This is a genomic window from Corynebacterium glyciniphilum AJ 3170 (assembly GCF_000626675.1).
GTDB lineage: Bacteria > Actinomycetota > Actinomycetes > Mycobacteriales > Mycobacteriaceae > Corynebacterium > Corynebacterium glyciniphilum.
The window spans coordinates 115914-133409 of record NZ_CP006842.1 but is presented as its reverse complement, the minus strand read 5'-3'; the positions used below and the strand labels follow the sequence as shown (position 1 = coordinate 133409).

Below are 17496 nucleotides of genomic sequence, written 5' to 3'. Positions count from 1 at the left end.
ACTCCGGTTACCCGTACTCGAACTACTGGTGGCGGTCATCGGGCTGACCGGGTATTGGCGGGATATTCGTCCTGGCCATCGGAGCAACACTCATTGTCTCGGCAGTTCTCCGTTCTCTGCGAGGCGGTATCGCGTACGTTCTCGACCGCAATGTCGCCAGACCGGAGGGGTAAGCGCGACGCGCGCACCCCGTTGAGAATCACCGCCACTTCGGCGACTTCATGGACGAGAACCACCCCGGCGAGGCCGAGAACTCCGAACAGGGCCAGCGGGAACAGAATGACGATGATGGCCAACGCCAGGGCAATATTGGCCGTCATGATCCGACGTCCTCGCCGGGCATGCGCGAGCGCAGCCGGGATCAGGCGAAGATCGTGGCCGGTAAAGGCGATGTCAGCGGATTCGATCGCCGCCGCCGAGCCTTTTGCACCCATGGCGATACCCACCGTCGCGGTCGCCAACGCCGGGGCATCGTTAATCCCGTCACCGACCATCGCCGTCGGACCCTGCGAGGCAAGGACCACCACGGCATCAGCCTTGTCCTTCGGCAGTTGTTCCGCGCGCACATCGGCAATCCCGGCCTGACCCGCGAGTGCACGCGCGGTGCGCTCATTGTCGCCGGTGAGCATCACCGTAGGCACTCCCAGGGCGCGCAGCTGTCGGATCGTCTCGGCGGCTTCAGCCCGTAGCTCGTCGCGGATCCCGATCACGCCGACGATCTGGCCGTCGGCCTCGACCACCACAGCCGTCATTCCTCCCTCCGCCATGGACTCGGCGTCAGCCTCCAGCACGCCGGGGTTCAGCCACCGAGTGTTGCCGACCCGGGCAGCGACCTGCCCCACGCGCCCACTGATGCCGTGACCGGCGTCTTCCACGACGTCCCGGGCCGGCGGGCCACCGTCAGGAGGCGCGGCGGCGATAATTGCGGCGGCGAGCGGGTGCGCACTGTCAGTCTCCAGGGACGCGGCGAGGGCAATCACGCCGTCCTTGTCCCACCCCTCGACAGTTCGGACCTCAACGACCTGCGGTTCATTACAGGTCAGCGTGCCTGTCTTGTCCAGGGCCACCGTCCTGATCGTCCCGAACTGCTCGAACGCCTCACCGGACTTGATGACCACGCCGAACTTCGAGGCTGAACCGATCGCGCTGATCACGGTCACCGGTACCGCGATAGCCAAGGCGCACGGCGAGGCGGCGACGAGGACCACCAGTGCCCGCTCGATCCAGGTGGCGGGATCGCCGAACGTCATACCGATCGCGGCGACGAGCGCGGACACCGCGAGCACCACCGGCACGAGCGGCCGGGCGATGGTGTCCGCTAACCGGGCACGTTCACCTTTCCTGGCATGGGCCTGCTCGACGAGGCTGACGATCTGGGTCAAGGAATTGTCCACGCCGTCCGCTGTCGCCCTGATCCGTAACGTCGCCGCGCCGTTAACCGCACCGGCGGGGACCGCGGCACCCGGTTCGACGGCGACGGGCATGGATTCGCCGGTCACAGCAGATGTGTCCATACTCGACCGGCCCTCCACCACCACACCGTCAGTGGCGATGCGTTCGCCGGCGCCCACGATCAGAACATCGGATACGCGCACCTCGGCGGCGACGACGGTGACCGCTCCCGTGCCACGGGCGAGACGTACCCTGTCGGGGATCAGGGCCAGCAGTGCCCGCAGTTTTGCCTGTGCCCGACCCATAGCACGGTCCTCGAGCGCTTCGGCCAGGGAGAACAGGAAAGTCAGCGCTGCCGCTTCGCCGACGTGCCCCATCGCCACGGCACCGACGGCAGCGATGGTCATCAACAAGCCCACCCCGAGGCGACCACGTGCGAGTCCTCGTACCGCACCGGGAACAAAGGTCCAGGCGCCCGCCAGCAATGCAGTCCACTGGAGAATCTGTCCTGCCAGAGAGGTATCAGCCCAGACCAGGAAATATCCGATGACCAGGGCTGTTCCGCTGACTGCGGAGGGGAACAGGCCGGCGTCGCGCCACCAGGGCGGTGTCACCTCCTGATCGGTGACTTCCTCACCGCCGGTTCCGCAGCAGACCTCACTCATCATCGTCTCTGGCAGCAGCCCCTGCGTTGCCGGCACTGCAGTCCGCACAGCATCCGGGCACCTCACAGTGTTCATCGGTGCACGGTCGGCCCTCGTCGACGGCGAGGACCACGTTGACCAGGGATTCCAGCGCGCCACTGAGGTGCGGGTCGGCGATCTCGTAACGGGTACGGCGACCGTCGGGAACGGCGACGATGAGCCCACAACCTCGAAGACAGGCCAGGTGGTTCGACACATTCGTCCGGGTCAGCCCCAGATCGCGGGACAGCTGCGCCGGATACCCGGGGCGCTCCAGGAGGTGGAGGAGGATGCGTGACCGGGTGGGGTCGGCCATGGCACGTCCCAGGCGGTTCATCACGTCGATACGAGTGTGAATGGTCAGCATATGCTGACTATACAGCGGATGCTGACCAATGGGCAACGACTTCAGGGTTTTCGGCCCTGTCACCTGTCACCGATGAGCAGGCGGATGGCCGGAGCCGATGGAGATCCTGTTGTACGCGTTGATCAGCACGATCGCCCACTCCAGGGCACTGATCTGCCGCTCGTCGAACTCCCGGGATGCAGCGGTTACAGCATCCTCGACGCTGGTACGCCCACTTCCGGGTTGCGGTTGCGTCAGCGCCTCGGCAAGCTCCAGCGCGGCTCGTTGAGAGGCTGTGAACAGCTGCGAGGTGTCCTGCCTCCAGCTGGGAAGAAGATCCAGAACCTGTTGATCCACCCCGGCATCACGGGCGGCAGGAACGTGGATGCTCAGGCACGTCGGGCAACCGTTGATCTGTGAGACCCGGACATTGACCAGCTCGACCAGGTCCAGCGACAGTCCGGCCTCGTCGTAGGATTTCCGCGCGGCCCGGACCGCCCCATTGAGTGCGCGGTAGATCTCCGGGTTCATCTTGTCGATGTACGGCCGCCGTGTCATTCGGCACCACCGTCGGAGCAGATCGCGGGAATGTCGGTCATGAGTGGTTCTCCTCTGGTCGTAAGCGGTACGGATCGTTCCCGGGCCGCGCCACAGATGCGGGGTTGGTACGGGGACGGATGTGCGTCTCGGGCATCTCCGGCGCAGGCAACCGGGCCGGACCGCTCGGATCATGGGAGAGGTAACCGTGAGTCTCACCGAACCTGTCGCCGTGCGATTTCCATTCCTCGCGGTACCGACGGATCTCCGCATCGTCGCGACCGATGAAGTTCCACCACATCACGACGTCTTCGCCGAAGGGTTCCCCTCCGATCAGGATGATCCTCGCGCCGGCGCTGCCGGTGTTTTCCACGGTCAGGCAGTCGGCACCGGTACCGGTGTAGGCAAGCTCTGTCCGTGCCACCGCCACGCCGCCTACGGTGACCTCTCCGGTGTCGACGAGAAGACCGTGCTCGAAGGACGGATCGACGGCGAGACTGAGTGACGCTCCCGGCTCCATACGCAGCTCGGCGCCGACAAGGGGTGTGAAGGTCGGCACCGGCGACATCGACCCCAGCAGAGACCCCAAGAAGACCAGTGCCGAACCTCCGTCAAAGGACACTGGGCGGGGCGCGTAGTGGTCGAATCGACGCGGTCCGTGTCTCGCCCCCTCAGGAAGCACGGTCCACAGCTGGACACCATGCAATTCCGTGGTGTTCTCCGTAGAGACCTCGGAGTGGCAGATCCCGGCGCCTGCGGTCATGAGGTTGATCTCGCCCGGACGCACGGTGTCGTGGATGCCGTGGGAATCATCGTGACGGATCTCGCCGTCGAACAGCCACGACACGGTCTGCAGGCCGGTGTGCGGGTGTGGGGGCACGTCCATGCCGCCGGTGGCCGAGACCGGGTCAGGGCCGTAGTGATCGAGGAAGCACCATGCACCGATGAGACTGCGTCGGCGCTGCGGCAACGTCCGGTGCACCGTCATCGCACGTGGGCCGCCGAGAGGCACGTCGCGTGCGGTGATGATCTCGACAGGGACGTGCCGGTCCTCGTCGGTGCCACCGTCGCCGCAGTGTACGGGGACAGGGTGTTCTTCAGTGTTCGACATTGCGGACCTTTCAGCCGGTGTCGTTCTCAGCGCACATAGTTGATACGTCAACTATATCAGTGTAGCTCATCTCTACGCGAGACGACGGCGAGCGAACCGTCGGTCCCCGGGTCCGGGTCCGGGATGACGGTGTCCGGATCGACGAGAAACACCTCCTTACCCTCGATACTCAGGCGCCGGGCCACTTCCAGCAGCATCCGGCGGGCGACATCATCGAGCGAATGCACCGCCGTAAGGTCCAGTGCCACCCGGTCCTCGGCGATGTCCGTCCTGACGATCTCCCGGACGACGCGCTCCGCACCGGCGAACCGGATACTGCCCTGCAGGTCGAAGATGCGCACGGTCTCCGTGCCGGAAGGTGCATGTTCCCGGAGCACTGAGCGTGCCGCGGCCGGCACCTCCATCAGGTGCAGACCCATGTCCGAGGAGAACCGCTCGAACAGCGCCACACCCCGGACACTGTTACCGTGATTGTCGAGGCGCGGAGAGAATGTTGCGATGCCCATCTGGCCCGGCAGTGCTCCAATCACGCCGCCGGACACCCCGCTCTTCGCCGGTATCCCGACCTGGGTCGTCCAGTCCCCGGCCGCGTCGTACATCCCGCAGGTCGACATGACACTGAGAACCTGGCGGATCACCGCGACGGGCACGGCGCGCTCCCCCGTGACCGGATTGACCCCCTGATTCGCCAGCGTGGCCGCCATCATGGCGAGGTCGTGGACGGTCACCATCAGCGAGCACTGCCGTGTGTACCCGTCGACAACAGCCCGGGGATCCTCGGTGAGCACATCGTAGCTGCGCAGCATATGGGCGATCGCCAGGTTCCGGTGCGCGTCATCGAGCTCGGACCTGTACACCCCCTCGTCGACGGCGAGTCGACGTCCGGCGAAGGCAGAGAGTCCCTCGACCATCCGCTCCACGCGGTCCTCGGCTGTACACCCCGGCAGCCCGATGAGGGAATGGGTGGTTATCGCACCGGCGTTGATCATCGGGTTCAGGGGTCGGCCGTCCTTGTCCAGCGAGATCTCATTGAACGCCTCTCCGGACGGCTCAACGTCGACCTTGTCCAACACCTGGTCAACACCCCGGTCGGCCAGTGCCAGGGCGTAGGCGAACGGCTTCGAGATCGACTGGATCGAGAACTCGATGTCGGTGTCCCCCGCACAGTAGATCTCGCCGTCCAGCGTGGCGAGCGCAGCTCCCAGCTGGTCCGGGTCGGCGGAGGCCAACTCCTGGATATAGCCGGCCAGTTCACCTGCTTCATCGGGCCGTTCATTCTCCAGCATCTCGTCGAGGTAGTCCGGAATCGGTGACTTCATTAGAACGACCTACTCTGCTTTCGGCGGTGAGGCACGTATGCCAGGGGTGACAACCACACGTTAGCTGCGGATCACCGCCCACGTCTGACGTGAGGAACACGCGGCGGTCATCGCCCCGTAGGCTCGTCACTGTTCCACCACACACGATTCCGGAGGTCAGGGTGCAGATCCCACTGATACAGATCGACGCGTTCGCCGAGACGTTGTTCGAGGGCAACCCGGCAGCCGTCATGCCCTTGGAGGCATGGCCGTCCAACGAGGTGTTGCAGTCCCTCGCCCTGGAGAACAATCTCTCCGAAACCGCGTTCCTGGTGCCCCACGCAACCGGGACGGCCCCGGACGAGGAGCCCACGCAGCCGACCTACGACCTGCGCTGGTTCACCCCGGCCATCGAGGTCGCCCTGTGCGGCCATGCCACTTTGGCGGCGTCCTCCTACTTGTTCGAGGACGTCCACCCCGACGCCGACTCACTCCGATTCTCTACCCGTAGCGGCGGGCTGACCGTGAACCGGACTCCGGAGGGCCTGCTCACCATGGACTTCCCCGCCGAGGTACCCGTCCCGACGAAGGTGGACCCCCGGATCGCCGAGGCACTCGGCGTCGAGGTTCTGGAGGCGCACCGGGCAACCGACCTGATCTACATGGTGAAGGACGCGGAGACAGTCCGCACCCTGTCCCCCGACCTGACGTTCCTCGCCTCCCTACCGGTACGCGGGATCGCGGTCACCGCCCCGGGGGACGGGACGGAGTTCGACGTCGTTTCCCGGTGGTTCGGCGCGCAGGCCGGTGTGCCCGAGGATCCGGTCACCGGCTCTGCGCACTGCCAGCTCGCTCCCCTCTGGGCAGACCGACTGGGCACGGTGGAGTTGACCGCACGGCAGATGTCGCCGCGCGGAGGAACGGTCCACGTCCGTCTGCGTGACGATCGCGTTCTGCTCTCCGGACGGTGCGTCCGGTACCTGGAGGGCACGGTCACCGTGGCGGAGTGACTCGGAACAACCCCCGTCATTCCTCGGCGCGCCGCGGGATCAGGAACATCAACGCCCAGATCACCACGGACGCTGCCCCGACCGTCCACAACACTCCGGTGAACGCCTCCCGGTTGAGCGCACCGTCGGCCGAACCGCCGGTGACCGAGAAGAACACCACACCGGTCAACGCCGTCCCCAGAGCCATGCCCAGATCAATAGCGGTATTGAACAGACCGGAGGCCGACCCGGCATTGGCGTGCTCCACGTTCTGCAACGACAGATCCGCCAGCGGCCCACCGATCGCACCGACAAAACAGCCCAGCATCATCAGCGGGACCGCCATGATGACCATCGTCAGCTCACAAGACGTCCGGTCCCCCACCGAGACCATCACCGTCGCCGCCGGGGCCACCGCCCGGGCCACCGCTCATCCCGCTGGCCTCCTGCTGTTCGACACTGCCCGCGTAGTCGTTGGTCGGGTCCCGGTAGATGGTGTGGACGTGGCCCCACCCGGAGGTGGTCACCCCGTCGACGTCCGCACCGGCGGACCCCTGCTGCGCCTGGAAGGCGACGTAGACGTTCGGTCCCGAGATCGAGAACGAGATCCCGTCGCCGGTGCTCATGTCGTAGGTGGTTTCACCGGACCAGGCGATCACGGTGTCGTCGAGGGTGGCGGCAATCTCGGCGCGAGTGGCGGCGTTGCTCTCGCCGTCCGCCATCTCGGACCAGTTGGCGATGAGATCGAGCAGCAGTTCCCTCTGATCGTCGTCCAGGTCAGCACCGGTGAGGCCGTCGCCGGTCTCGAAGTCGCAGGTGTCGCCGGGGGCGCACATGCTCACGTCCCCGCTGGTCAGCGTCTCCTGCTGTTCTGCGGTGAGACTGTCGTAGAAGGCGAAGGCGTCGGTGTAGATGCCGTCGAACGGTTGGACCTCGTTGCCGTCCTCGTCCTTGTAGACCGCCGGCTGCACGCCCAGGTGGGTCGGGGCGAACGTGACTGTGCCGGCCGAACCGTCCAGGGTGGCGTTGATGCCGAGGTGGTGGCCACCGAACTGCACTTCGAAGGCACTGCTGTCGGACGGGTCGCCGAAGAAGGCGATGTAGTACTGGCCCAGGGAGTCCTCGGTGCTGTCGCTGTTCTCCAGCAGGTACTCGTCGCCACCCATGATGCCGGAGACGGTCTCATACGCCTCGTCACTGAGCAGGTTCTCCAGGACGGCGAGGGCCGCAGTCGTCTGCTCCTCGCTGAGGTCGGTGAGGTTCAGCCCGGCGCGTTCGACGAACGTGACGGGGAAGTTCGACCAGGACGTCGTCTTCGTCTCATCGTCATAGTCGTAGAGCACGGTCTCGCGCTGCTCGCCGGACAGGGTGTCGAGGAACGCCTGCGCGGCAGTCGCGGTGTCGGAGATCGTCGCCGAGGTAGTGTCCGCCGTACCGGCGTCCGTACCGGAAGTGGTGGACGCTTCGCTGAGGGACGCCGATACAGCCGACGTCGCACTCGAGGTCGCAGTGGCGGTGTCCGCTTCGGAGGAGCAGCCACCGAGTACGAGTCCGGTGGCCATCATGGTCGCGGTGATCCATGCGGTGTGGCGCCGCAGGATCCTGCGGCGGAGGCTGGTGTCGGGCGTGGTCATGGGGCACTCCTTGGTGTGGGACGACGGGGATTCCGTGATGCCCCTCAGCTTCGTCGCTGCGGGTGTCCACCGCGTCCCCCGAGCGCAGACACCTCGACTACCACTGTCGCGGTATGCGGTCTTCTGCTAACCCCGAGAGGTGTCCGTTCGATGTCTTAACTACATGAACCATTCACTACCGCCGCTCTGCGGCTGAAGGAAGTGTTCCCGTCATGTCCGGAACAGTCACGAACATTCGGAGGAAGATAGTCACCCTCGCCGTCACCACGCTCGCCCTGGGCGGTCTGGGCGCCGGGCTCGCACCCACCGCCGGTGCAGAGACCCTCCCCCAGCTCCCCGAGCACGAACAACCCAGCCCGATCTGGCGGGAGGATGTCACCGCCATCGCCACGGTGTACTCGCCGTACCGGGGGAAGGTCGTGTGCGACGGCTTCCACTGGCAGACCACCGACTGCTGGCAGCAGCGTCCCGACGGCCAGTGGCAGACGATGACCGACATCCGCACGGCTGCGGAGCTGGCCCAGTCCTGGCAGACCGTCCCGCCGCGCCTGGTGTACCCGGTCTGGGAGCCCGGCGCGCTGGTGGCGCCGGAAGGATCGCTGGGTTCACTCGGTTCACTTGATTCGCTGTGAGCCCTCCGTAGCGCGTCCTACGCTTGTACGCTGTGTGCATGGGCACACTCGCCGGCTCCCCGGACAACCCTCTCGACCTGCTGATCGTCGGCGCCGGACTCTCCGGCGTCGACCTCGCCCACCATGTCGCACACGACTTCCCGGAGTGGACGTGGGAGATTCACGATGCCAACGACGATCTCGGTGGGACCTGGCACACCTTCACCTACCCGGGCATCCGGTCGGACTCCGACATGGCCACCTACGGATTCCCGTTCGCCCCGTGGCCTCACGACGGCACCCTGGGGCAGGGCGCGGACATCAAGGAGTACATCCGTGGCATCGCGGAGAAGTGCGGGGCCCTCGAGCGGCTCCGGACGGGGTCCTGGATCCGCGATGCGGACTGGCGGACGGACCTGCGGTTGTACGCGGTCACCGCCGTGACGGCGGACGGCGAGCACACCTTCTACGCCCGCCGCGTCCACTACGCCTCGGGGTACTTCGTGCACGGCCGGGGTTACCGTCCCGAATTTCCCGGCGAGCAGGACTTCGCCGGGATGATCATCCATCCGCAGGAGTGGCCCGACAGCCTCGACTGCGCAGGGCGCAGAATCACTGTCATCGGCTCCGGCGCGACCGCCGTGACGCTGGTCCCCGCTCTGGAACGACGCGGGGCGCAGGTGACGATGCTCCAGCGCAGTCCCACCTACGTGGCTCCGATGGCGGCGGTGGACACCATCAGCAGGTTCTGGAAGAAGGTTCTGCCGGAGAAGACAGCCTACCCCGTCGCACGACTCCACCACGCGGTCCGTGACATGACGCAGCACGTCATCGGTCGGCGCGCCCCCTGGCTGTTCACCCGGGCACTGCGACGCATGCAGCGCCCCTACCTGGACGCAGAGTTGATCGAGCAGCATTTCACACCACACCACAAGCCCTCGGAGAAGCGGGTGTGCAAGGCACCGGACGGTGATATCTTCACCGCCCTGGGCGGGAACGCCCGCATGGTCACCGACACCATCGACCGCTTCACCACCGACGGCGTCCGGGTGAGCTCGGGTGAGGAGATCCCCACCGACATCATCGTCACCGCCACCGGGTTGGACCTGCAGGCCTTCGGCGGTGGCACCCTGAGCATCGACGGACGTCCTCTGCAGGTCAACGAGCAGGCCTTCTACCGCGGCATGATGATCGCCGGTCTGCCGAACTTCAGTTTCACCGTCGGCTACATCAACGGTTCCTGGACATTGCGCTCGGATCTCGTGTCCCGCTACATGATCAAGCTGTGGAAGAACGGCGACGAGCTCTACTACCCTGCCCCACCGCCGACACCGACAGACCGGCCGTTGTTCGACTTCCCCGCCGCCTACCTGCGGCGCAGCGCCGACAGGTTCCCCAGGCAGGGACACACCTCACCGTGGGTGTACTCGCAGAACTACCTCAAGGAGCTGTTGGAGTTCTCCTACGGCGACCAGCGGCGCGACATGGTGTTCAGTGAATGACGTACAGGCGTCCGGCGGCCATACCAGTCGCAATGTCCGTCGTGGCGGCGCTGGTGCTCGTCGCCGGCCTGTGGACCGGGTGGGTGCACCACTGGGCAGGGATCGACCGGCCTGACGCCAGAGCCCTGGACGCCGCCTACCGTATGGCGGACGCCCACGGGTGGTGGGTGCCGCTGTGGGACGGCCTGAGCACCATCGTCGGTCCTGGAGTGTGGCGAGTCCTGGTCGTCGTGCCGATCGTGCTGGAAATCCGCCGTCATCAGGTGCGTACCGCATGTTTCCTCGCGGTCAGCATCTGGGGCAGCGGGCTTGTCTCGACGGTGGTCAAACACCTGGCTGACCGGGACCGGCCCGTCACTCAGCTCGTCTCAGCGTCCGGGACATCGTTCCCGTCCGGTCACGCCCTCGGCGTCCTGGTCGCCGTCGGCACGCTCCTGGTGGTGTACTCACACCTGATCCGCAGATCCTGGCGCGCCGTCATCGTGATCCTCGGCGTCCTGCTGGTGATCGCGATCGGAGTCGCGCGGGTCGCGCTCAACGTGCACCACCCCTCGGACGTACTGGCCGGATGGGCGCTGGGCTACGCGTGGCTGATGCTGTGCCTGTGTCTTTCCGGGGTTCTCTACCGGGGTCTCTACCGGGGGCGGTACACCGGCAGTACTCGGTAGTGCGAGACGAACTCGACCTGCGACATCTTCTCGCCGACTTCACCGTCGTGCGCCACGGCGGACGGCTCGCCGAGCACCTCGAACCGGAACGACGGCCGGTGCAGCTCGTGGTAGAGCGGGCTGCGGTTCAACCGTCCGGTCAGCAGCGACACCACGGTGCGGATCCGGGAGAACGGCTTGCCGATCTCCAGCATCCGCACGTCGAGCAGACCGTCGCCGACACTGGCACGGTCGACGGGCGCGAAACCGGAAGGACGGTACAGGGAGTTGCCGAGGAAGAACAGGGACGTCGTCAGCGTCCTGTTGTCGTACCGGATCCGGACGGAGTTCTCGTCTTTCAACACCCGCCACGCGGCGACGACGCCGGCCAACGTCTTGCCGATCTTGCCTTCGTACCGCTCCCGAATCTCGACGAACCGAGGGTAGGCGCCGATGCTCGCGGTGTTCAGCAGTGTGGTCTCGCCGTTCAAGGTGGCGACGTCCACCATCTCCAGCGTCCCCGCACGGACCGCTCCGATGGTCTGTTTGGCCGTAGCGCAGCCGATCTGCTTCGCGAAGTGGTTGAAGGTGCCGGCGGGAAAGACCGCCAGCGGTGTCCCTGCCTTGAGTGCGACTCCCGCGGCGGTGGCCACGGTACCGTCGCCGCCACCGACACCCAGGACGGCTGCCCTGGACGCGGCGTCCTCAAGGACCTGGACGATATCGTCCTCCGGCGTGAGTGCGATGATCTCGGCTGCCGGGAGAGCCTTCTCGACCTGCTTGAGAATCCGCTCCCCTGTGCCGTCCCCCGATGCCGGGTTGACGACGAGGACAAGCCCGTCGCCGTCCGGGCGGCCCGGCTCATCGATCTCGTAGGGCTCGGTGGAGATGCGGCTGCGCGTGGTGGGCGGGGGAACGAGCTTGCCACCGACAACGGCGATGAGCGTGCCCAATCCCCACCCGGCGAGAACATCGCTGGGATAGTGCGCACCGGTGTACACCCGGGAGAATCCGACGAGACCCGCCAGCGCGCCGAGGGCGGCTCCGGCAGGGGCATCCTCCAGTCCTGCGCCGACGGCGAAGGCGGCGGCACTGGCGGAATGCCCGGAAGGGAACGAACTCGACCGTGGGTAGCGTCGGATCCGGCGTGCGAGGGGGACGGAGGCGTGGCCGGGCCGGTCGCGACTCCACGACCTTTTCGCCAGCTGATTGGCCACGAGACTGGTGCAGGCCAGTGTGACCAGCCCGCGGGTTGCTGCACGCTGCATGGTGGATTTGCGCGTGAGCGCCATGGCACCGGCGAGACCGATCCACAATCTGGAGTAGTTCGCTGCCGTGGTGAGCCGCGGAATCACGGCGTCCAGCTGGGGATTGTCTGCCCCGGCGATCGCCTCGAAGACATCGTGGTCCATGCGTTCCAGGCCGGCCTGCACGTCGTCCACCGCTGTTGTCTTGCGCCACTGTCCCACTGTCTGGCCCTCCGCTTGCGTGTGATTGCCGGCGACTGTCCGGTGTGCTCATGGTACGTGGTGGATCCCGACCCCCGCGTGTGGTGCGCTCCGCTGTGTCACGCAATGATATCCCCCTTGAAATTGACCGTAGAGTAAATTACGCTCCAGTCACATCACCACCCCGTAGAACGACCACCACACGCCCGCGAGGAGTACGACAATGACGAGTACGACAGCGAAAACACGGTCATGGTGGGGCTGGGGCAACGTCGACGACGCGGTCACCGGCTCTGAGAAAGAAGAACTGCTCAACCGCGTCCGACTGTTGCTGCCGGACGCCGACCTCAGCACCCATGAACCCCCCGAGGTCGCCGACCTCACCGTCCCCGCCCCGCGCATCCAGGCGCCGACATCCCTGGGTCATCTCGCGTCCGACGACCTCACCGACCGCGTCGCCCACGCTCACGGCAAGGCGTACCGTGACGTGATCCGCAACCTCAAGGGGCAGGTCGACGACGTCCCCGACCTCGTCGTGCGTCCCCGCACCGAGCAGGACGTCGTGGACGTCCTGCAGTGGAGCACCGACGCCGGCGTCGCGCTGGTCCCCTTCGGCGGTGGCTCGTCGGTCACCGGCGGCGTGGAGCCCCGGGGCCTCGCGGATACTTACCCAGGCGTGGTCTGCCTCGACATGACCGACATGGACCAGATTCTGGAGATCGACCACACCAGCCGTGCTGCCCGCATCCAGGCCGGCGCCTACGGACCGGCGATCGAGGACGGTCTGAAACCTCATGGTCTGACACTGCGTCACTTCCCGCAGTCCTTCGAGTTCTCCACCCTCGGCGGCTGGCTCGCGACCCGCGCTGGTGGACACTTCGCCACCGTCTACACCCACATCGACGATCTCGTCGAGTCCATGCGTGTGATCACACCGGTCGGTGCCGCGGAGTCCTGGCGCCTGCCCGGCTCCGGTGCCGGACCGTCACAGGACCGGATGTTCCTGGGGTCGGAGGGCACCCTCGGCGTGATCACCGAGGCCTGGATGCGCCTGCAGGACCGCCCACGCTGGCGCACCGGAGCCTCGGTCATCTTCAACGACTACTCCGCCGCAGTACAAGCCACCCGTGAGATCGCCCAGTCCGGTCTGTACCCGGCGAACTGTCGGCTCCTCGACCCGGTGGAGGCGATCCTCAACGCCGGGACACCGACCTCCGGCGGCGTACTGGTCCTCGGTTTCGAGTCCGCGTCCCGGCCCATGGACAACGCGATGTCGGTCGCCCTGGAGATCTGCCAGGATCACGGCGGCACCGTGCCGGACGGTGTACGCAGCACCGACTCCGAACAGCAGACCACCCGGACCGGTGCGGCGGGGACGTGGCGGTCCTCCTTCATCCGCATGCCCTACCAGCGTGACGCGCTGGCGCAGTCGTCGATGATCGTGGAGACCTTCGAGACGTCCTGCACCTGGGACAAGGTCGAGCAGTTACGGGACGCGGTCAACGCCGCGGCGATGTCCGCCTTCGAGTCCCTCGGCATCACCGGCGTGGTGAGCTGCCGGTTCACCCACGTCTACCCGGACGGCCCTGCCCCCTACTTCGGCATCTACGCTGGCGGAACGTGGGACAAGACGGTGGAACAGTGGGACCAGATCAAGAAGGCGGTCTCCGCGGTCCTGGTCGAGCACCGGGCAACGATCACCCACCACCATTCCGTCGGACGTGACCACCGCCCCTGGTACGACCAGCAACGCTCGGAGCCTTTCGCGCGATCACTGCGTGCCAGCAAGGACGCCCTGGATCCCGCCGGTGTGCTCAACCCCGGTGTCCTGATCGATCCGAGGCCGCCGTGAACACCGACGTGAGTGCTGTGAACGGGAGCGGCCGGGCGGGCACGAAGGGCGTGCCCCGTGAGCAGCGGGAACAGCAGATCCTCGATGTCGCCACCGCGGAGTTCGGGGATCGCGGGTACACCGGGGCGTCGGTGGCGGACATCGCCGCAGCCGCGGGTGTGTCGAAGCCGCTGATCTACACCTACTTCGGTTCCCGTGACGGCCTGCACGCCGCCTGTCTGGACCGTGCCGCAGGACGGCTGGTGCCCGCCGTTGCCGAAGCGCAGTCAGCCCCCGGATCGCTTCGCGCGGTGACCACTCTCACCGCGATCTTCGAGGCGCTCGACGGGCACACCGAGGACTGGCGGGTCATCTACGACCCCACACTGCCGAAGCCCGGAGAGGCCTACGACCGTGCACGCGTACATCAGAAGGCCCTCAATGACATGGGCTCCGAGGGTGTCGCCGATGTGCTCAGTTCCGGTGACGCCGAGTTGGACACCGACCATTCACTGTTGCTGACCTGGTGGTTCGCCATTGTCTCGTCGACGGTGTCCTGGTGGGCCGACCACCCGGACCAGTCCGCACAGCAGATGACGGAACGCTGTCTGCGGGTCCTGTCGTCGGTGACGAGTGCTGCTGGCTGAGGTTTCAGCGCCGCAGAAAATTCTGGCGAGGGCGGGTTCCGTCAGTGGTCGCCCGCCGGGGTCCACACGGACAACTCGTTGCCACCGGGCTCGCGGAACTGGAAACGCCGGCCCCCAGGGAAATCAAAGGGCTCAACGGTGATCACCCCGCCGGCGGCCATGACGGTCTCGCGCATCTGCTCGAGGTCGTCGACCTGGAAGATCGTCAACGGCGGCGGGGGCTCCGGGTTCGTCTGGAAGGCGACGGTGAAGCCGTCGCCGACGTGCACGTCGTAGTAGGAATCGCCGTAGAGGGTGTTGGGGTGGCCGAACACCTCGGCCATGAAGGACGCCGACGCCGCGGCATCGGTGGAGTACATCTCAACTGTCGTGAACTTCGCCATCAGGTTATTTTAGCCTTGAAATCACAATGACGTTCAGTCACGCGGCCGCGTACTGCGCAGCATCGTGCCTCCGACCGCATAACGACTGTCCGACACCTCGTTGATCAACACGTGGACCGACCCTGCCGGTGCACCGGTACTTGAGACAATGACGTCAGTGATGCCCGCGGAGATCTGCCGGTACTGAGTGTCCCGGTCCCCTTCCATGAGCTCCGGGACGATACTGAGATTGACGATGGGCATGCTTCCTCCTGGTGCGACGTGCCATTCAATGAGAACTTCCTCTTCCACCCTTGCACCGTGCGCTCACCAGCGGAAGAAGGCACTTTCAGGTCAGGAACGAACCTGTAGGTAGGATGTGAGGATGGCCAGTTCCCGACCAGACAGATACTGCGGAGAGGCAGTACGCAGGACGTTGGACGTCATCGGCGGTAAATGGTCGATGCTCATCTTGTGGGAACTGCTGCAGGAGGAGTGCCGCTACGCCGAGCTCCAGCGCAGCGTAGGGAGTATCTCGCAGAAAGTGCTCTCCAGCGAGCTCAAGTCACTCGTAGCCGCCGGACTTGTGGAACGCGAAGTGGAAGCAACGGTCCCACCACAAGTCACCTACCGGATCACGGAGCGAGGCAGGAGCTTGGAGGGCGTTTTCTCCGCATTGCAGCAATGGGGAGACGACCAGCCGCATCCGAAGTGACCGGAGGCTGGACGTGCTGGTGCCCTCCTGCCTGCGGCGAGAACTGAATACGGAAACACACCTGACGACCGCTGCGTAGTCGCGTCGTCCGCGTTCTCTGTGCACAGCTCTGAACAGGCCGTCTATGCCGCGTGCCGCGGAGGCGGTAGAACGACGCTGTCTCAGGTCATACATCAGACCCGAACCCACAACCACGAAATGCCGGTTCGCCACAGCAGTCACTGACCTTTGTTTACTATCGACGTCATGATCGACGAGACGGCCGGTTCCGCGCGACGGGACGACAACGAGTTGACCAGGTTGGTCGAGCGTGCCGCCGTCGGCGATCGACAGTCGTTCGGTGTGCTCTACGACGTGTTGTCTCCGGTCGTGTACGGAATCTGTCGCCGCGTGCTCCGGGACGAGGGAATAGCCGCGGAGACCACCCAGGAAGTAATGCTCGAACTATGGACGAAATCGTCCTCGTACTCTCCGAAACGGGGTACCCCGTACACATGGGCCGCGACTGTCGCGCATCGTCGTGCAGTCGACGCGGTCCGCTCTGAATCGTCCCGCCGCAACCGCGAGCACCGTAGCTACCACCAGCCGCGGGAGACCAGCGAAGTAGACGAGGGGATGCTCCGGCACGAGGAGGCCTCGCAGGTCCGCTCCTGCCTGGAGGACCTGACCGCAATGGAGAACGAGTCACTGATGGCCGCCTATTACGGTGGCCGGACCTACTCCGAGGTTGCTCGCTACCTCTCCGCTCCGCTGGCTACGGTGAAGAGCCGAATCCGGTCGGCGCTGTCGCGGCTGCGCGACTGCCTTGAGACGAGTTGAGATGAGTTGAGCCGCCAAAACTGTTCATCGGCACGGTTTCGGAGCCACTACCCGGCGACGTTCGTGATGTCTCACACGTCCAGGACGATATCGTTTACCACCCCCGTACAGGGGTACTAAGAAAGAAGTTGCGGCCGGATCCAATCCGGGCCGGCGTCTGTTCCGAAGTAGTGGCAGATGGTCACAAAAGGTGATCACTGACATGGAGGTTCTGATCATGCGCCACACTGCCGCAAAAACTGGAGCAGCTGTCCTGTTCCTCACTGGCACGCTTGTACTGACCGGTTGTTCGATGGATGACGACAGCGAGTCCATGTCCTCCGGGTCCGACAACTCGACCGCGATGTCCGAAGAGAGCTCCGATGGCATGGCTACCGAGACCACGGACCCATCGATGGGGATGATGGATCCTGCAGCTAACCTCGTCGGCCCCGGTTGCCAGCAGTACGCTGACATGGTTCCGGACGGCCCCGGTTCAATAGAGGGAATGTCGGGGGATCCTGTCGCTGTAGCAGCGTCCAACAACCCGATGCTGAAGACCCTCACTGACGCAGTCAGCGGAAAGCTGAATCCCGATGTCGATCTAGTGGACACGCTCAACAGTGATGAGTTCACGGTTTTCGCCCCGACGGATGATGCGTTCGCGAAGATCGACGAAGCGACGCTGGATTCCCTCAAGACCGACAGTGACATGTTAAGCGACATCCTCACCTACCACGTCGTTCCCGGACGTGTGCTGCCCTCTGACCTTGCAGGAATGCACAAGACTGTCGAGGGTAAAGACGTTGAGGTGAGCGGATCGGAGGATGCGCTCAAGGTCAACGATGCCAGTGTCGTCTGTGGCGGGGTAGAAACGAGCAATGCCACGGTCTATCTGATTGACAGCGTTCTCATGCCACCGCAGGGCTGATAGAGCCGCTGAGA

General features: G+C 65.4%; 19 protein-coding genes. 9 read left to right on the top strand and 10 right to left on the bottom strand.

Annotation, left to right across the window (positions count from 1 at the left end):
* Positions 1-35 precede the first annotated feature (35 nt).
* The 5 genes from CGLY_RS00645 to CGLY_RS00625 all read right to left on the bottom strand — a co-directional run bounded on the left by CGLY_RS00645 (position 36) and on the right by CGLY_RS00625 (position 5388).
* Positions 36-2057: a heavy metal translocating P-type ATPase gene (locus CGLY_RS00645; RefSeq protein ID WP_081803710.1), complete on the bottom strand. Its 2022-nt coding sequence runs from the start codon at positions 2055-2057 to the stop codon at positions 36-38.
* A complete protein-coding gene (gene cmtR / locus CGLY_RS00640) occupies positions 2050-2442 on the bottom strand; it encodes a Cd(II)/Pb(II)-sensing metalloregulatory transcriptional regulator CmtR (protein ID WP_038545173.1) in 393 nt (130 codons plus the stop codon). The genes CGLY_RS00645 and cmtR overlap by 8 nt, the downstream gene beginning before the upstream one ends.
* A 66-nt stretch (positions 2443-2508) precedes the next feature.
* Positions 2509-2979, bottom strand: coding sequence for a carboxymuconolactone decarboxylase family protein (locus CGLY_RS00635; protein WP_038545170.1), 471 nt, complete (start codon positions 2977-2979; stop codon positions 2509-2511).
* Between the two features lie 37 nt (positions 2980-3016).
* Positions 3017-4069 carry a pirin family protein gene (locus CGLY_RS00630; RefSeq protein ID WP_052539391.1) on the bottom strand — a complete coding sequence of 351 codons (1053 nt, stop codon included), beginning with the start codon at positions 4067-4069 and terminating at the stop codon, positions 3017-3019.
* Positions 4070-4125: 56 nt separating this feature from the next.
* The gene (locus CGLY_RS00625) at positions 4126-5388 is read right to left on the bottom strand and encodes a glutaminase (RefSeq protein WP_038545167.1); all 1263 of its coding nucleotides are present in this window, start codon (positions 5386-5388) and stop codon (positions 4126-4128) included.
* A 161-nt stretch (positions 5389-5549) separates the two neighbouring features.
* Between CGLY_RS00625 and CGLY_RS00620 the strand changes: the two genes are divergently transcribed.
* Positions 5550-6377 (top strand): PhzF family phenazine biosynthesis protein, encoded by an 828-nt coding sequence (locus CGLY_RS00620; RefSeq protein ID WP_038545164.1) that lies wholly within the window; start codon positions 5550-5552, stop codon positions 6375-6377.
* 16 nt (positions 6378-6393) lie between these two features.
* Here CGLY_RS00620 and CGLY_RS00615 read toward each other — a convergent pair whose 3' ends face one another.
* Together CGLY_RS00615 and CGLY_RS00610 are read right to left on the bottom strand one after the other, a co-directional pair.
* Complete coding sequence (locus CGLY_RS00615; RefSeq protein ID WP_144313609.1) at positions 6394-6702, bottom strand: MFS transporter; 309 nt, start codon at positions 6700-6702, stop codon at positions 6394-6396.
* Between the two features lie 16 nt (positions 6703-6718).
* Positions 6719-7990, bottom strand: coding sequence for a DUF3500 domain-containing protein (locus CGLY_RS00610; RefSeq protein WP_038545158.1), 1272 nt, complete (start codon positions 7988-7990; stop codon positions 6719-6721).
* A 212-nt stretch (positions 7991-8202) separates the two neighbouring features.
* On the opposite strand from CGLY_RS00610, the gene CGLY_RS16580 reads away from it, so the two are divergent.
* The 3 genes from CGLY_RS16580 to CGLY_RS00595 are packed head-to-tail and all read left to right on the top strand — an operon-like array spanning position 8203 to position 10771.
* Entirely contained in the window at positions 8203-8622 is a 420-nt protein-coding gene (locus tag CGLY_RS16580) for a hypothetical protein (protein ID WP_052539388.1), read from the top strand.
* A 38-nt stretch (positions 8623-8660) separates the two neighbouring features.
* Positions 8661-10103: a flavin-containing monooxygenase gene (locus CGLY_RS00600; protein WP_038545152.1), complete on the top strand. Its 1443-nt coding sequence runs from the start codon at positions 8661-8663 to the stop codon at positions 10101-10103.
* Positions 10100-10771: a phosphatase PAP2 family protein gene (locus CGLY_RS00595; protein ID WP_081803709.1), complete on the top strand. Its 672-nt coding sequence runs from the start codon at positions 10100-10102 to the stop codon at positions 10769-10771. Before CGLY_RS00600 ends, CGLY_RS00595 begins: the two co-directional genes overlap by 4 nt.
* Here CGLY_RS00595 and CGLY_RS00590 read toward each other — a convergent pair.
* The gene (locus CGLY_RS00590; protein WP_081803995.1) at positions 10738-12162 is read right to left on the bottom strand and encodes a bifunctional phosphatase PAP2/diacylglycerol kinase family protein; all 1425 of its coding nucleotides are present in this window, start codon (positions 12160-12162) and stop codon (positions 10738-10740) included. The genes CGLY_RS00595 and CGLY_RS00590 overlap by 34 nt on opposite strands.
* 259 nt (positions 12163-12421) lie before the next feature.
* Here CGLY_RS00590 and CGLY_RS00585 point away from each other — a divergent pair, with 259 nt between their 5' ends.
* A complete protein-coding gene (locus CGLY_RS00585; protein WP_038545146.1) occupies positions 12422-14050 on the top strand; it encodes an FAD-binding oxidoreductase in 1629 nt (542 codons plus the stop codon).
* Positions 14051-14058: 8 nt separating this feature from the next.
* The gene (locus CGLY_RS00580; protein ID WP_038550738.1) at positions 14059-14676 is read left to right on the top strand and encodes a TetR/AcrR family transcriptional regulator; all 618 of its coding nucleotides are present in this window, start codon (positions 14059-14061) and stop codon (positions 14674-14676) included.
* Between the two features lie 41 nt (positions 14677-14717).
* Here CGLY_RS00580 and CGLY_RS00575 read toward each other — a convergent pair whose 3' ends face one another.
* Positions 14718-15059, bottom strand: a complete 342-nt coding sequence (locus CGLY_RS00575; RefSeq protein ID WP_038545143.1) for a VOC family protein — start codon at positions 15057-15059, stop codon at positions 14718-14720.
* Between the two features lie 33 nt (positions 15060-15092).
* Positions 15093-15302 (bottom strand): tautomerase family protein, encoded by a 210-nt coding sequence (locus tag CGLY_RS00570; RefSeq protein ID WP_038545140.1) that lies wholly within the window; start codon positions 15300-15302, stop codon positions 15093-15095.
* Positions 15303-15423: 121 nt separating this feature from the next.
* Between CGLY_RS00570 and CGLY_RS00565 the strand changes: the two genes are divergently transcribed.
* From CGLY_RS00565 to CGLY_RS00555, 3 genes are all read left to right on the top strand, one after another.
* Positions 15424-15753, top strand: a complete 330-nt coding sequence (locus CGLY_RS00565) for a winged helix-turn-helix transcriptional regulator (protein WP_052539384.1) — start codon at positions 15424-15426, stop codon at positions 15751-15753.
* 246 nt (positions 15754-15999) lie between these two features.
* The gene (locus CGLY_RS00560) at positions 16000-16572 is read left to right on the top strand and encodes a sigma-70 family RNA polymerase sigma factor (protein WP_052539383.1); all 573 of its coding nucleotides are present in this window, start codon (positions 16000-16002) and stop codon (positions 16570-16572) included.
* A 202-nt stretch (positions 16573-16774) separates the two neighbouring features.
* Positions 16775-17482: a fasciclin domain-containing protein gene (locus tag CGLY_RS00555; protein ID WP_144313608.1), complete on the top strand. Its 708-nt coding sequence runs from the start codon at positions 16775-16777 to the stop codon at positions 17480-17482.
* Positions 17483-17496 lie beyond the last annotated feature (14 nt).

What these genes read in the sequence shown, in the direction of transcription:
- CGLY_RS00645 (WP_081803710.1), bottom strand. Translation starts at nt 2,057, where the DNA reads ATGAGTGAGGTCTGCTGCGGAACCGGCGGTGAGGAAGTCACCGATCAG.
- cmtR (WP_038545173.1), bottom strand. Translation starts at nt 2,442, where the DNA reads ATGCTGACCATTCACACTCGTATCGACGTGATGAACCGCCTGGGACGT.
- CGLY_RS00635 (WP_038545170.1), bottom strand. Translation starts at nt 2,979, where the DNA reads ATGACACGGCGGCCGTACATCGACAAGATGAACCCGGAGATCTACCGC.
- CGLY_RS00630 (WP_052539391.1), bottom strand. Translation starts at nt 4,069, where the DNA reads ATGTCGAACACTGAAGAACACCCTGTCCCCGTACACTGCGGCGACGGT.
- CGLY_RS00625 (WP_038545167.1), bottom strand. Translation starts at nt 5,388, where the DNA reads ATGAAGTCACCGATTCCGGACTACCTCGACGAGATGCTGGAGAATGAA.
- CGLY_RS00615 (WP_144313609.1), bottom strand. Translation starts at nt 6,702, where the DNA reads ATGGCGGTCCCGCTGATGATGCTGGGCTGTTTTGTCGGTGCGATCGGT.
- CGLY_RS00610 (WP_038545158.1), bottom strand. Translation starts at nt 7,990, where the DNA reads ATGACCACGCCCGACACCAGCCTCCGCCGCAGGATCCTGCGGCGCCAC.
- CGLY_RS16580 (WP_052539388.1), top strand. Translation starts at nt 8,203, where the DNA reads ATGTCCGGAACAGTCACGAACATTCGGAGGAAGATAGTCACCCTCGCC.
- CGLY_RS00600 (WP_038545152.1), top strand. Translation starts at nt 8,661, where the DNA reads ATGGGCACACTCGCCGGCTCCCCGGACAACCCTCTCGACCTGCTGATC.
- CGLY_RS00595 (WP_081803709.1), top strand. Translation starts at nt 10,100, where the DNA reads ATGACGTACAGGCGTCCGGCGGCCATACCAGTCGCAATGTCCGTCGTG.
- CGLY_RS00590 (WP_081803995.1), bottom strand. Translation starts at nt 12,162, where the DNA reads ATGGACCACGATGTCTTCGAGGCGATCGCCGGGGCAGACAATCCCCAG.
- CGLY_RS00585 (WP_038545146.1), top strand. Translation starts at nt 12,422, where the DNA reads ATGACGAGTACGACAGCGAAAACACGGTCATGGTGGGGCTGGGGCAAC.
- CGLY_RS00575 (WP_038545143.1), bottom strand. Translation starts at nt 15,059, where the DNA reads ATGGCGAAGTTCACGACAGTTGAGATGTACTCCACCGATGCCGCGGCG.
- CGLY_RS00570 (WP_038545140.1), bottom strand. Translation starts at nt 15,302, where the DNA reads ATGCCCATCGTCAATCTCAGTATCGTCCCGGAGCTCATGGAAGGGGAC.
- CGLY_RS00565 (WP_052539384.1), top strand. Translation starts at nt 15,424, where the DNA reads ATGGCCAGTTCCCGACCAGACAGATACTGCGGAGAGGCAGTACGCAGG.
- CGLY_RS00560 (WP_052539383.1), top strand. Translation starts at nt 16,000, where the DNA reads ATGATCGACGAGACGGCCGGTTCCGCGCGACGGGACGACAACGAGTTG.
- CGLY_RS00555 (WP_144313608.1), top strand. Translation starts at nt 16,775, where the DNA reads ATGGAGGTTCTGATCATGCGCCACACTGCCGCAAAAACTGGAGCAGCT.